Source organism: Acidiphilium sp. PA, from assembly GCF_026191915.1.
In the GTDB taxonomy this organism is placed as follows: domain Bacteria; phylum Pseudomonadota; class Alphaproteobacteria; order Acetobacterales; family Acetobacteraceae; genus Acidiphilium.
Genome location: NZ_JAIMBY010000002.1, coordinates 101,327 through 114,596 on the forward strand (window position 1 = coordinate 101,327; position 13,270 = coordinate 114,596).

Genomic DNA, 13,270 nt, shown 5'->3' on the forward strand with positions numbered 1-13,270 from the left:
TGCGCGTGTGGAGCGGGTCACGCGCAGGGTTGGGCTGACAGTGGGTGTTGAGGTGATGTCGTGCTGCCGGCGATTTTGTATCAATCCAATCATCTGCTGATCATCGATAAGCCTTCCGGTCTGGCCTGCCACGCCGGTCCGCGCGGGGGCGCGAGCGTCGAGGATTTTTTTCCGCAGTGGCGGCGCGGGCATGACGGGCCGTGGCTCGCGCATCGGCTGGATGCCGATACCGCCGGCTGTCTCGCGATCGCGCGGCGCAAGACCACGCTGGTCGCGCTGCAGGCCGCCTTCGCGGCCCATACCGTGCACAAGACCTATTGGGCGGTGGTGCAGGGGATGCCCCGCGCATCGCACGGCACGATGGCGGCGCCGTTGCGCAAGCGCACCGCGCCCGCCGGCTGGCGCATCGTGGTCGATCCCAAGGGGCAACCCGCCATCAGCGAGTGGCGCGTGCGCGCGACATCGGACGGGCGCACGCTGCTTGAGCTCTCGCCGCGCACCGGGCGGACCCATCAGCTTCGGGTCCATTGCGCCGAGATGGGGCATCCGATTGTCGGTGACGCGTTGTACGGCAAGGCGGGCAAGGGGCTGTGTCTGCTCGCGCGGCGGCTGGTCCTGCCGTTCGACCCGATGGTCAGCGCGGTGGCTCCGGTGCCGGATACGCTGCGGGCGGCGCTCTCAGGCGTTGATTTCGATCGCCTTGAGACGTGCTAGGAAATCCCGGCAGAACGAGGCGGCGGTGGTGCGCTGCACCTTGGTCAACAAGGCGGCGTGGCGTGCCACGCGCTCCTCGAGCGGCATGACCAGGGCGGCGTGCATGGCGTCGGCCACCGCATCGGCATCGTAGGGGTTGACGATCAGCGCCTCGGTCAATTCCTCCGCCGCGCCGGCGAAGCGTGATAAGACCAGAACGCCGGGATCGTTGGCATTCTGCGCGGCGATGAACTCCTTGGCGACCAGGTTCATGCCATCGCGCAGCGGCGTCACCAGCGCGATGCGGGCGAGGCGGTAAAAACCGGCGATGGTGTTGCGGTTGACCGTGCGGGTCATGTAGCGCAGCGGCGTCCAGTCGAAATCGGAATAGGCGCCGTTGATGTCACCGGCCTTGCGGTCGAGCTCGCGGCGCAGGGATTGATAGCGGTCGACATCCTCGCGCGAGCGGGCGGCGATTTGCAGCAGGCTGATGCGGCGGAGATGTTCGGGGTGGCGGTGCAGCAACTGGCCGAACGCATCGAAGCGTTGCGGCAGACCCTTGGTGTAGTCGAGCCGGTCGACGCCGATCGCCAGCGCGCGGCCGACCAGGCTTTCGATCAGGCGTTTGGTCTCCGCCATGCCGGCGGCGCGGCGGGCGGTGCGGGCAAAGCCATCGGCATCGATGCCGATCGGCGCGACGATGGTTTCGGTGCGATGGCCGTTATGGGTGAAGCCGTGGTTGGCATCGGGGCGGACGTCCATGCAGGACGCGACCGATTCCAGGAAATTCATCCGATCGCCATGGGTCTGAAACCCGACCAGATCGGCGGCGGCGAGCGCGCGCACCAGCACGGCGGCGGAGGGCAGCACGTGCAGCACGGCGGGCGGCACGAAGGGGATATGCAGGAAGAACCCGATGCGGTTTTTCACACCGCGGCGGCGCAACGCATCGGCCATGGTGAGGAGCTGGTAGTCGTGAATCCAGATCGTGTCGTCCGGCCGGAGCAGGGGAACCAGGCGGTCGGCGAACAGATCGTTGACTGCGAGGTAGCCCTCGTAATCATCGCGTTTGAAATCGAGCAGACCGGTCCGGTAATGCAGCAGGGGCCAGAGCGAGCCGTTCGAGAATCCCACGTAGAAGCGCCGGTAATCGGATTCGCTCAGATCAAGCGTGGCGTAGGTCAGGCCGCCGTGAGTGGTGACTGCGGCCTGATCGGACGCGGTCGCACCGCGTTTGCCGGACCAGCCGAACCAGAGCGAGCCCGGGGTCATCGCCTCGGCCAGCGCCACCGCGAGGCCGCCGGCCCTAGCGCCGCGCTCGGTCGGCATCGACACGCGGTTGGAGACGACGACGAGGCGGCTCATGGCTGCGGCGTCCCCACCGCGCGCGCCAACCAGGCGCGGACGGCGTTGGTGGTGCCATCGAAATCGCGATGCACGTGCAGGCCGATGCCGCCCTGCGCCCGGGCTGCCGCGATCGCCGCTTCATCGGTGGTGTCATCACCGACGAACACCGGCACGCGGCCGGCAAAGGGTGTCTGTTGCATGAACCACTCCAGCGCCCGGCCTTTATCCGCGCCGACCGGGCGGATCTCCCACGCCATGTTGGCGGGCAGCACGTCGATATCCGGCACGCCCTCGATCAGGCGATCGATCAGCGTGCGCAGGGCCGGGCCATGCTCCGGTGCGCGGCGGAAATGGGCGACCAGCGTGTAGCGTTTCTCCTCGATCGCGACGCCGGGCATGGCGGCCGCGGCATCGTGCAGTGCCTGGCGCCAGGCCGGGCGGTTTGCGGTGGTCGTGATCGGTTGGTGGATCACGCCGGCGCTGTCGCGGCAGACGAAGCCGTGCTCGGCGCCAGCGGGGAAGGCCGTGCCGGTGACGCTGTCGATATCGGCCATGGTGCGGCCGGACAGGATCGCGAGCGCGCCATTGCGTGCGGCGGCGAGCGACGTCAGCAGCGCCGGCAGACCGGCGGGCACGACGACCTCGGCGGGGGTCGGTGCGAAATCGAGCAAGGTGCCGTCCAGGTCGAGGAACAGCGCGTGGGTGGGCATCAGGTTAGGTAACATTGTGTAATAGATGGGCAGTCATCAGGCGCCGATCAAGCGAACGCCCGATCAAGCAAACGTTTCCCGCCCTGGGTTGACGGATGCGATACGAACGCGCCCGGAGATCGGGTGTCCGCAGATCAGGGGCCCGGGGTCGGCCAGGATTGGAGATCGTGCCCCAGCAGCATCGGGATGCGCAGCAGCACGTGGCCGTGGTGGATGATGTCGATCGGTTTGGCGATGCTGATCGAGGCGAAGCGCGGTGCGTAGCGCCGCATGATCGCGGTGACGTCGCCAGGCATCGCGGCGATCAGAATATCATCGCCGATCAGTGATTGCGGCGGCGTGGTGATGCCGAACTCGTGCGGATCGCCTTCGAAGACCGCGACCTTCATGGTCGGGCCGACGGCGTAGGCGATCTTGCCGGCGTCGTACCAGCGCAGGGCCGCGAGTGCGAGGTTCGGGTGGGACAGATCGCCGCGCGCCGCCAGTGCGGCGCGGAAACTGCGCCAGTCGATCGCCTGCAATTCGGGGGATTTGCCGGGTGCGAAGCGGGCGTTGAACCCGGGCACGATGCCGAACCGCAATTGCGCGCCGATGAACAGCACGGCCAGCGTCAGCACGGCGGCGGTGCCCCAGGCGACGCCCGCGGCCCAGCGGCGCGCGGTGGCCCCGAGGCGGGCGAGCCAGTCGCCGAGCAGGGGAAACAGCATCAGATAGCCGGGGGCGGCCCAATGAAACAGGATTTTGCGCGACGACCAGAACGATATTGCTGAAAACAGCACGATCGGGATGATGCCGAGCAACGCCAGGAACCGCGCCCGCCGGTCCGCCCCGGGGCGCAGGCCGCCGACCAGCAGACATGCCATGGGGACGAAAATCCATGGTGCGATGAACACACCCTCGCCGGCCCAGACGAGGAATGGGCGCAGTGGATGAATGCCGAATCCGGTCGCCCGTGCGCCCTGGTAGCCGAACGAGGCCCAATGGTTCAGCGCGTTCCACAACAGCACCGGCGAGAACGCCAGCAGCGCGATCAGGCAGGCGAGCCAGGGCCCGGCGCTGGCGAGCGCGCGGCGGCCACGCCGGTCGAGGATCAGGAAGGCCAGCGCGCCCAGCAAGTTCAGCGCGGCATTGTATTTCGAGGTCATGGCGAGCCCGGCGCACAGCCCGGCCAGCGGCCAGAATGCCGGTTCAGGCTCCGCCGCCCATGCAGATTGTGCGACGCCGACCGCGCGCGCGAGCGCCCAGGCCGCCGCGAGCAGGAAAAAATCGAGCGGGCCATCCGGCAGCACCCAGGTGCCGAAGGCGAGCGAAAACACCGGCGACACGTTCAGCGCCACGACCGCCCAGACCGCCGCGCGCGACCCGAACAGGCGGCGGGTGAAGCCGAACATCAAAGCCCCGGTGCCAGCGAACAGCGCAATGAAGGGCAGGCGCACGATCAACGGCGTGTGCAGCCCGGTGAGGTGCTGGATGGTCAGTTCCATCCACCAGGAGATCGGCGGATGATCGAAATAGGAGAGCTGATAGGTATGCACGGCCGAGACCATGTAGCTCTCGTCGATGCCGAGACCCATGCCGGCGGCGAAGACGAGGCGGATGGCGGTTGCCAGCAGAATGACCAGGGCGGCCTGAGCGGCGGGGGATCGGTGTCTCATCGCCGTGCGGCATGGGCGAGGTCGTTGCGGCGGTCAAGCCGCCGCGGCGTGAGATCGCGCGATCCTGATTTGCAGTGCGGCAGGCGGCGCGGTAGCACGGCGGTGCCTGATATTTTTCGGAACGAACCGGATTTTTCCGCAACCTCCCTGCCTGCCAGCCCTAGAATGGAGCCCGCATATGACCAGTCTGACAATCGGCCGCCGGCAATGGCTTGGCGGCGCAGCCGCCGTGATCGGCGCATCGCTGCTCGTGCGGCGGGCGGCGGCCGATCCGGCCTTGCCCGCGTTCGTGCCGGTCGGCGGGCACATGAAATCGTTGAAGTTCCGGATGCAGGATGTCGAGACCGGCAAGACCATCACCGAGGCGGCGTTTCGCGGCCATCCGACCATTTTGTATTTCGGCTTCACGCGCTGCCCGGATACCTGCCCGCTGACGATGCAAAACGCGGCGCATCTGGTGTCGCTGCTTGGCAATGACGGGCAGCGCCTGCGGATTGCGTTCGTCACGGTGGATCTGGACTACGATACGCCGGCGCGGCTGAAACAATTCATGGCGCAGTTCGGGCCACCACCGGTGTTCACCGGTCTGCGTGGCACGCCCAGCGAACTGAAGACGGCGGCCGCGCGGTTCGGCGTGTTCTACCACGCACCGAGCGGGGCAGACTCGCCTGATCCGGTTTCCGGCATCGGCCATAGTGACGCGACCTATCTGTTCGCGCCGGATGGCCATGCCGTCGCGGTGCTGCCGGCGCTGCCGACCGGCACGCCGCACTTGCCGCAGGTGGCGGCTCTGGTGCGCAAGACCCTGTCCGGCGCGGCATGACGCGCTGGCAGCTCGCGGTCATCGCGATGCTCGCGATCGGCACGCGGGGGGCGATGGCGGCGGCACCGTCACCGATCACGGCGCGGGATGCGTGGTTTCGCTATCTGCTGCCTGAAATCCCCGCCGGTGGTTTCGTGACCTTGCATAACGCGGGCGCGTCACCCGCCGTGCTGACCGGCGTGCGATCGGCCGCGTGTGGCATGGCAATGTTGCATCGGACCGTCAATCGAAGCGGTGTGGACCGGATGAAGATGGCACCGTCGGTCACGGTGCCGGCGCATGGCGATTTCCGGTTCGCGCCCGGCGGCTATCATATCATGTGCATGCAGCCGCACATGAAACCCGGCGAGGCCGCCGCGGTGACCCTGCTGTTTGCCGGCCTGCCGCCGATGGTCGTGAAATTTGCGGTCTACGGCGCGGACGGCAGGCCCGCGGCGCCATGAGGCGGCCGATACGCTTGGGCCTGCTGGCCCTCGTGCTCGGCGCGGCCGGGCAGGCGGGTGATGTGACGGCGGGGGCCCGGATCGTCGCGCATGGCACATCGTCCGGCGCGCTGCCGTGCATGGCGTGTCACGGCGTCGGCCTGCGGGGCAATGCCGCCATCGGGGCCCCGGCGCTTGCGGGTTTGCCGGTCGCGGCCACGCTGGCGGCGCTGGACGCGATCGCGGCGGGCCGGATCGGTCATAATTACGTGATGAAGAATAACGCGGCCGCATTGACGCCGGCCGAGCGGCGGGCGGTCGCCGATTATCTGGCGACGCGCAGACCAGACAATTAGCCCAGGCGGGCGAGCCAGGTCAGCAGACCGCGCGGCTGGGTTTTCGATTGCAGTGCTGCGATATCGGCGACGAGTGCGGCATAGTCGGGGTGCTTGTTCGAGCCGAGGTCGGGGATGATGAACCGTGCGTTGCCGTGCGGACCGAAGCCATAGATCAGCGCCGAATGCACCACCTGATAGGCCTGCGGGTTTGGCGAGGGATGCACCGAGGCGACGACGCGGTAGCGCCGCGTCAGCCGATAGATCTGGTTGGCCGAACCGCGCAGCCCGACGAAATGAGGGTCGAACAGCGCGAGGTACCGGCGCAGAACCGGGATGGTGTCGCGCGCCGGATCGACCGTGACGAACAAAAACACCGTGTTGGCCGCGGCGGCGCCAAGCTTGAGGTAGAGCTGATGCACTTTGTAGAGCGTGTCGGGGCAGACATCCGGGCAATTGGTGTAGCCGAAATACAGCAGGATTGTCTTGCCGCGAAACGCGGCGGCGGTGACGCTTTTGCCGGTGCTCGCATCGGTCATGGTAAACGCAAGCGGCGGGACCAGCCCGGTGACCGGCACGACCGGGTTGGCCCGGGCCGCGACCGGTGCGATGAGGGTGAGCATCATCGCAAGGATCGGGGCAGCCAGCTGCCAGCGCTCCGGCCTGCGCCTCATGCTGCGGGTGCGCCGATCTTTTGTTTGAGGGCCTCGTTGACCAGGGCGGGATTGCCCTTGCCGGCCATCGCCTTCATCACCTGACCCACGAAAAAGCCGAACAATTTATCCTTGCCCGATTTGTACTCGGCGAGCTTGTCGGGATGGGCGGCGATCACCTGATCGATCGCGGCATCGATCGCGCCGGTGTCGGTCACCTGGCGCAGGCCGCGCGCCTCGACGATGGCGCCCGGCGCCTCGCCGGTTTCGACCATCAGTTCCAGGACTTCCTTGGCGATCTTGCCGTTGATCGTGCCATCCTTGATCAGGTCGAGCAGCGCGCCGAGATCGGCGGCACTGACCGGGCTGTTCTCGATGCTGCGGCCGGTACGGTTGAGCGCGGCGAAAAAATCACCCAGCATCCAGTTCGCGACCTGCTTGGCATCACGGCCTTTGGCGACGGTTTCGAAGAAATCGGCGGTGACCTGTTCCATCACGAAAATCGAGGATTCGTAGCGCGAAATTCCGTAATCCTGCATCAAGCGGGCGCGCTTGGCATCCGGCAGTTCGGGCAGTTCGGTCTTCAGCGTGGCGACCCAGGCTTCATCGAGCACCAGCGGCAGCAGGTCGGGCTCGGGGAAGTAGCGGTAGTCATGCGCGTCTTCCTTGCTGCGCATCGAGCGGGTTTCGCCGCGCGCGGGGTCGAACAGGCGGGTTTCCTGCGTCACCGCGCCGCCGGATTCCCAGATCTCGACCTGGCGGCGTGCTTCCGCCTCGATCGCCTGCATCACGAAGCGGATCGAATTGACGTTCTTGATTTCGCAGCGCGTGCGAAATGCCTCGCCCGCCTTGCGGACCGAAACATTAACGTCGGCGCGCATCGAGCCTTCGTCCATATTGCCATCGCAGGTTCCAAGATAGCGCAGGATGGTGCGCAGCTTGCGGATGTAGGCGCCGGCTTCCTCGGGCGTGCGCATGTCGGGTTCGCTCACGATTTCCATCAGCGCGACACCGGACCGGTTGAGATCGATCAGCGATTTGCTGGCGTGCTGATCGTGCATGCTCTTGCCGGCATCCTGTTCGAGATGCAGCCGGGTGATGCCGATCGGGCGGGTTTCACCCGATTCGAGCTCGATATCGATCGTGCCCATGCCGACGATCGGGTGTTCGTACTGGCTGATCTGATAGCCTTGCGGCAGATCGGCGTAGAAATAGTTTTTCCGGTCGAAGCGGGACACCAGATTGATCTGCGCGTTCAGCCCGAGACCGGTGCGGACCGCCTGGGCGACGCATTCGCGGTTGATCACCGGCAGCATGCCGGGGAAACCGGCATCGACGAAGCTGACCTGGGTGTTGGGCTCGCTGCCGAAATCGGTCGCGGCCCCGCTGAACAGTTTGGATTTCGAGATCACCTGGGCGTGGACCTCAAGCCCGATCACCAGTTCCCAGGGGCCGGTGGACCCTTCGATCGTGTAGCTCATGAGCCCGCCCCCGCGCGTACCGCCGGCATGGCCGTGAACATGGCCGCGCGTTCGAGCGCGCCGGCGACGGCAAACACGGTTTCCTCATCGAAATGCCGCCCGATCACCTGCAGGCCGAGCGGCAGGCCGCGCGCATCGAGCCCCGCCGGCACCGACATCGCGGGAACGCCGGCGAGGTTGGAGGGGACGGTGAACACGTCGTTCAAATACATCGTCACCGGATCGTCCATTTTTTCGCCGATCGCAAAGGCCGCCGATGGCGCGGTGGGGGTCAGGATGGCATCGACCTTCGCGAACGCCTGGTTGAAATCGCGCAGCATCAGCGCGCGCACTTTCTGGGCGCGCAGGTAATACGCATCGTAATACCCGGCCGAGAGAACATAGGTGCCGATCATGATGCGCCGTTTTACCTCGGCACCGAATCCGGCCGCGCGGGTGCGCTCGTACAGATCGATCAGATCCGCGCCATCCACCCGCGCGCCGAACCGCACACCATCATAACGCGCGAGATTCGAGGAGGCTTCGGCCGGCGCCACGATGTAATAGACCGGCAAACCATATCGGGTGTGCGGCAGGCTGACATCGATGATCTCGGCGCCGGCCCGTTTCAGCCAGTCGATGCCCGATTGCCAGAGGGTTTCGATCTCGGGGGCCATGCCATCGACGCGGTATTCGCGCGGGATGCCGATTCGCAGGCCCTGGACGCCGCGCGCGCAGGCGGCCCGGAAATCGGGCACCGGGCGGTCGGCGGAGGTGCTGTCGCGCTCATCGAACCCGCTCATCGCCCCGAGCAGGATCGCGCAATCCTCGACGGTGCGCGCCATCGGGCCCGCCTGGTCGAGCGAGGAGGCAAACGCCACGATGCCGAAGCGCGAGCAACGGCCGTAGGTGGGTTTGATGCCGGCGATGCCGGTGAACGCGGCCGGCTGACGGATCGAGCCGCCGGTGTCGGTGCCGGTCGCGCCCATGGCCATGCGTGCCGCGACCGCCGCGGCCGAACCGCCGGAGGAGCCGCCGGGGACGAGTTTCGCCCCGTCATCGCGCTGCCAGGGGTTTTCGACCGCGCCGTAGGCCGAGGTGATGTTCGATGAGCCCATGGCGAATTCATCGAGATTGGCCTTGCCGAGCATCACCGCGCCGGCGGCCTTGAGCCGGGCGGACACCGTGCTCTCGTAGGGCGGGATGAAGGGTTCGAGAATGTTCGACCCCGCCGTGGTCCGCACGCCTTCGGTGCAGAACAGGTCCTTCATCGCGATCGGAATGCCGGACAGGGCAGGGGCGTCGCCCGCGGCCCGCGCCGCATCGGCCGCGCGTGCCTGTGCGCGCGCCTGATCGGCGGTGATGGTGATGAACGCGTTGAGGCGCGGGTTGAGCGCCTCGACCGCAGTGAGATGCGCATCCGTCAGTTCGACGGCTGAGATTTTTTTCGCCGCCAGCGCCGCGAGCGCTTCGGCGATGCTCATGTCCAGCATGGTCATTCCACCACCTTCGGCACGGCAAAGAAATTGCCGATCCGGTCCGGTGCGTTGGCGAGGATCTTGTCGGGATAATTGCCGTCGGTCACCGCATCGTCGCGCAGCCGCATCGCCATCTGCGCGCCGCCGGACAGGGGTTGCACGCCATCGACATCGACCTCGGAGAGTTGCTCGACATAGCCGAGAATCGCATTGAGTTCGCCTTCGAGGCGCGGCACCTCATCATCGGTGAGGCGGATACGGGCGAGTTTCGCGATACGGCGAACCGTCGCGGGGTCGAGCGACATGGGCATCCCTTGGGTTTCTGTGCGGTCTGGATCATAAACGCGACCATGACACTGTTCAACCTGACCGATCTGGTGGCTGCAATGCCCCGCAACGCCCGCTTGATCGGGCTCGATCCGGGATCACGCATCGTCGGCATCGCGCTGTCGGATGTCAGCCGGCGGCTCGCATCACCCTATGGCGCGATGAAGCGTGGCAAACTGGCCGACATGGCGCGGACGCTCCGCGACATCGCGGCCAAGGAGGGGGCGACGGCGCTGGTGATCGGGCTGCCGCTGTCGATGGACGGCACGTACGGCCCCGCGGCGCAGGCGGCGCGCGACTGGGCGCATGCGATCACCTTCGCGACCGATCTGCCCGCCGCGATGATGGATGAGCGCCTGTCCTCGGCCGCGGTGAACCGGGCGATGATCGAGGCCGATGTATCGCGATCGAGGCGGGCCGCACGGGTCGATGCGGCGGCGGCTTCGTACATGCTGCAAGCGGCCCTCGATATCATCACGGGCGCCGGGTGAAGGGGCTTGGCATCCTGCTGCTGCTGGGCCTTGCCGCCGCGCTCGAGGTGGGGGGCGATGCGCTGATGCGCAACGGCTTGCACGCGAGCGGGGCGGGGCGGATCTCCTGGCTGATCGGCGGCGCTGTGGTGCTCGCGGCCTATGGTATTTTCGTCAATCTCGGGCCGTGGGATTTCGGCCGGGTGCTTGGTGTCTATGTGGTGCTGTTTTTCATCGTGGCACAGCTGGTCAACTGGTTCGGCTACGGTGTTCGCCCGGACGGGCCGGTGCTGGTGGCGGGGGCGCTGATCTGTGCGGGCGGGCTGGTGCTCACGCTGGCGCGGTGATGCGGCGGTGCAGGCGGTTGATCAGGCGCACCGCGAACCGTGAACCGGGATCGAGCCGGGCGAGATATCCGGCCGGCCAGAAGGCGGTGCGGGCCGCGCCGGCGGCGGCGAACAGCGATCGGCCAGAGGGTGGCACGATCGGCCGGTAGGACAATGCGCCGAACCCTTCGGCATGGGGGATTGCCGCGAAACGCGCGGCATCGGTGCGGTCGGGTGCGGTAAGCAAGCCAGCGAGGCGGGTACACGCAAGGTCGCGCAGCATCGCGATATGCTCTTGGCGCAGATAGGGACGCATCGCGTGCGCCACATCGGTCACGGCATCGTGGATCAGCGCGGCAATGGCGAGACGCGGGGCTTCCTCGGCCTGTTCGAGGCGGACCGGATAGGGCACGCCATCGCGGCAGGCGACATGGCTGATGCCGGATTCCGGTGCCGAGAACAGCAACTCCAGCACCTCGTACGATCGCCCGACGGTTGCGGCGACGACCGATTGCGGCGCGCTATCGCTGAACAGAAATCCCTCGGCCTCGATGTCACGGGCGCGTCTGGCGGTGGTGCCGAGATAGACGCCGGTAATGTCGGGCGCGGTGCCGCGCGCGATCGTGCCCAGGCGGATGAGCGAGCGCTGCAGCGAGCCGTGCCAGCCCAGATCGACCACCAGCGCCTTGCCATCGAACAGCCCGATCTGGTCGAGATGCGCCAGCAGATCGCGCCGCTCGATCCCGGCGCGCGCGGTGATCGGGTCCGCGAGATCGGTGAAAATTGCGCGCAGGGCGGCGCGGGACGGGGCATCGTTCACGGCGGTCTGGCCATGCACGCCGTGTCGATGCATTGCCGCCGCGACCGCGCTTTCAGCGGGATCGAGCGCGGCGCGTTGCAGGTATTCGGCGATCGTGAGGTCGCTGACCCCTGAACACAGAAAGTCGAGATCGCTGGCATCCAGCGTCGTGATGGCGGCGAGATTGAGGCACCGGCGCGACGACCAGACGTAGTGGGACGGGGGCGCTGCCTCGGTGCGCCAGGCCGTTTCATAGGCTTTCTGAAACACCAGCCCGTCGCGCGCCAGAAAGAACGGCCGGCGGCATTCCGCGCGCACGCGGCTGTGGATCAATCCGGCCATGCCGATCGCCGCGGGGGCGACCACCAGATAGGCGAGGGTCAGCCAGTATGGGTCGCCGGCCTGCCCCACGTGCTGCTGTGCGGCGAGGGCGCGGCGCAGCAGCGCATGGGGCAGGTCGGCGAGCGCGTGGCCGCTGGGTTGATAGCGGTTTGCCGGCAGCCGGCGTTCAGGCGGCGAGACCAGGGACGGCGTGACCCCGCAGCGGCGCGCGACCGCGCCATCGGCCTCCGGATGGTCGCCGAGATGGACGATGCGCGCCTCGGCCGTCAGCCCGAAATCGGCGCGGATTTCATCCCACACCGCACCGCTCGCCTTGGTGCGGCCGGTTTCGCTCGACAGATAGAGCCGCGCGTACCCGTCAATACCGGCCCGTTCGATCATGGTTTCGATCGCGTGGCGTGGCAGGTACATATCCGACACGATGATGACGCGGCGACCGGCTGCAACCAGGGCGCGAAACGCAGCCGCAATGCCGGGGTCAGCCGCGATCCCTTCGATTTCCAGGGCGATTTCCCGATCCATGATCGAGGTCAGGTCGAGGCCTTGCGGTGCGGTGCGGGCCAATTCGGCATAGATCGCGGCGAGCGTGATCTCGGTGATACCTGATGCCCGGCGCGCCGCGGCCTCGGCACGACCGCGTTCGGCCGCGAACCATGGGCCGGCCTGGTCGGGCAGAGTGGCGGCGAGCAGTGCGAACAGATCGTGCGGCCGCCAGACGGCGCGCTGCACCAGCGTGTCGAACAGGTCGAAACTGGCGATATCCGCGGTCATCGCCGCCGCCATGAATGAAGCTATGCGCGCGCTATCGTCCAATGCGGATCTTTGCTTTCGCTCGAGGGGGAAACGGGCCATGCACTTCCAGGTTGTGTTTATGGTTTCTCACCCCCCCGGCCTCATGGCAAATCTTTTGGTGCAATGTCAGGAGCCGATCACCGATGGATATCTTAGTTACGCCCGACCCGCTTCAGATCGCCGCCACCCGATTGGTGGAACCGTTCGAGGGATTCAGCGCCGAACCCTATCGTGATCCCGGTGGGGTCTGGTCGATCGGGTATGGTTCGACGATCGATGCCTGGGGTAATCCGGTCACCGCCGATACGCCGGCGATCAGCCAGGCGGACGCGCTCGCGTTGGTCGAGCGCGATCTGGCGGCAGCACAGAGCGTGGTTTCGGCCGCCGTGTTCGTGCCGCTCGATGCCAATCAGGAGGCGGCATTGATCGATTTCATCTACAACGTCGGCGCCGGCAATTTCTATCGCTCCACCTTGCTCGCCCTGCTCAATCAGGGTGACTATCAGGGCGCGGCAGCGCAATTCGTGCGCTGGGATTATGCCGGCGGGGTTGTGCTGCCCGGCCTGTTACGGCGGCGGGAGGCGGAGCAGGCGCTATTCAACCAGGATCAGGCGAGCCTCACGCCGCAGAACCCGTAG

The 13,270-nt window shown here is 66.9% G+C and carries 15 protein-coding genes; 7 read left to right on the forward strand and 8 right to left on the reverse strand.

What is annotated here, in order from left to right; all coding sequences use genetic code 11:
• Positions 1-60 precede the first annotated feature (60 nt).
• Positions 61-714, forward strand: coding sequence for an RluA family pseudouridine synthase (locus AruPA_RS04010; protein ID WP_265635270.1), 654 nt, complete (start codon positions 61-63; stop codon positions 712-714).
• Here AruPA_RS04010 and AruPA_RS04015 read toward each other — a convergent pair.
• The 3 genes from AruPA_RS04015 to AruPA_RS04025 all read right to left on the reverse strand — a co-directional run bounded on the left by AruPA_RS04015 (position 679) and on the right by AruPA_RS04025 (position 4,405).
• Positions 679-2,058, reverse strand: a complete 1,380-nt coding sequence (locus AruPA_RS04015) for a trehalose-6-phosphate synthase (protein ID WP_265635272.1) — start codon at positions 2,056-2,058, stop codon at positions 679-681. The genes AruPA_RS04010 and AruPA_RS04015 overlap by 36 nt on opposite strands.
• Entirely contained in the window at positions 2,055-2,750 is a 696-nt protein-coding gene (gene otsB, locus AruPA_RS04020; protein ID WP_265635274.1) for a trehalose-phosphatase, read from the reverse strand. Before otsB ends, AruPA_RS04015 begins: the two co-directional genes overlap by 4 nt.
• Before the next feature lie 134 nt (positions 2,751-2,884).
• Positions 2,885-4,405 carry a glycosyltransferase family 39 protein gene (locus AruPA_RS04025; protein WP_265635276.1) on the reverse strand — a complete coding sequence of 507 codons (1,521 nt, stop codon included), beginning with the start codon at positions 4,403-4,405 and terminating at the stop codon, positions 2,885-2,887.
• A gap of 178 nt (positions 4,406-4,583) precedes the next feature.
• On the opposite strand from AruPA_RS04025, the gene AruPA_RS04030 reads away from it, so the two are divergent.
• Genes AruPA_RS04030 through AruPA_RS04040 form a run of 3 tightly spaced genes read left to right on the forward strand, consistent with a single transcriptional unit; the run spans position 4,584 to position 6,006 of the window.
• Positions 4,584-5,228, forward strand: a complete 645-nt coding sequence (locus AruPA_RS04030) for an SCO family protein (RefSeq protein ID WP_265635278.1) — start codon at positions 4,584-4,586, stop codon at positions 5,226-5,228.
• On the forward strand, positions 5,225-5,671 hold the full coding sequence (locus tag AruPA_RS04035; RefSeq protein ID WP_265635281.1) for a copper chaperone PCu(A)C: 447 nt from the start codon (positions 5,225-5,227) through the stop codon (positions 5,669-5,671). Before AruPA_RS04030 ends, AruPA_RS04035 begins: the two co-directional genes overlap by 4 nt.
• Positions 5,668-6,006 (forward strand): c-type cytochrome, encoded by a 339-nt coding sequence (locus AruPA_RS04040; protein ID WP_265635283.1) that lies wholly within the window; start codon positions 5,668-5,670, stop codon positions 6,004-6,006. Before AruPA_RS04035 ends, AruPA_RS04040 begins: the two co-directional genes overlap by 4 nt.
• On the opposite strand, the gene AruPA_RS04045 is transcribed toward AruPA_RS04040, so the two are convergent.
• From AruPA_RS04045 to gatC, 4 genes are read right to left on the reverse strand one after another with little or no spacing between them, the layout of a single operon-like run.
• Positions 6,003-6,659, reverse strand: a complete 657-nt coding sequence (locus tag AruPA_RS04045) for an SCO family protein (protein ID WP_265635285.1) — start codon at positions 6,657-6,659, stop codon at positions 6,003-6,005. The genes AruPA_RS04040 and AruPA_RS04045 overlap by 4 nt on opposite strands.
• The gene (gatB, locus tag AruPA_RS04050) at positions 6,656-8,119 is read right to left on the reverse strand and encodes an Asp-tRNA(Asn)/Glu-tRNA(Gln) amidotransferase subunit GatB (RefSeq protein WP_265635287.1); all 1,464 of its coding nucleotides are present in this window, start codon (positions 8,117-8,119) and stop codon (positions 6,656-6,658) included. Before gatB ends, AruPA_RS04045 begins: the two co-directional genes overlap by 4 nt.
• Positions 8,116-9,597: an Asp-tRNA(Asn)/Glu-tRNA(Gln) amidotransferase subunit GatA gene (gene gatA, locus AruPA_RS04055; protein ID WP_265635289.1), complete on the reverse strand. Its 1,482-nt coding sequence runs from the start codon at positions 9,595-9,597 to the stop codon at positions 8,116-8,118. The genes gatB and gatA overlap by 4 nt, the downstream gene beginning before the upstream one ends.
• Positions 9,594-9,881: an Asp-tRNA(Asn)/Glu-tRNA(Gln) amidotransferase subunit GatC gene (gene gatC / locus AruPA_RS04060; RefSeq protein WP_265635291.1), complete on the reverse strand. Its 288-nt coding sequence runs from the start codon at positions 9,879-9,881 to the stop codon at positions 9,594-9,596. The genes gatA and gatC overlap by 4 nt, the downstream gene beginning before the upstream one ends.
• Positions 9,882-9,926: 45 nt before the next feature.
• Between gatC and ruvX the strand changes: the two genes are divergently transcribed.
• Together ruvX and AruPA_RS04070 are read left to right on the forward strand one after the other, a co-directional pair.
• Positions 9,927-10,394, forward strand: a complete 468-nt coding sequence (ruvX, locus tag AruPA_RS04065; RefSeq protein WP_265635293.1) for a Holliday junction resolvase RuvX — start codon at positions 9,927-9,929, stop codon at positions 10,392-10,394.
• On the forward strand, positions 10,391-10,720 hold the full coding sequence (locus AruPA_RS04070; protein WP_265635295.1) for a hypothetical protein: 330 nt from the start codon (positions 10,391-10,393) through the stop codon (positions 10,718-10,720). Before ruvX ends, AruPA_RS04070 begins: the two co-directional genes overlap by 4 nt.
• Here the strand turns inward: AruPA_RS04070 and AruPA_RS04075 are convergent.
• Positions 10,704-12,611 (reverse strand): hypothetical protein, encoded by a 1,908-nt coding sequence (locus tag AruPA_RS04075; protein WP_265635297.1) that lies wholly within the window; start codon positions 12,609-12,611, stop codon positions 10,704-10,706. The genes AruPA_RS04070 and AruPA_RS04075 overlap by 17 nt on opposite strands.
• A 164-nt stretch (positions 12,612-12,775) precedes the next feature.
• Here AruPA_RS04075 and AruPA_RS04080 point away from each other — a divergent pair, with 164 nt between their 5' ends.
• Positions 12,776-13,270 carry a lysozyme gene (locus tag AruPA_RS04080; RefSeq protein WP_265635299.1) on the forward strand — a complete coding sequence of 165 codons (495 nt, stop codon included), beginning with the start codon at positions 12,776-12,778 and terminating at the stop codon, positions 13,268-13,270.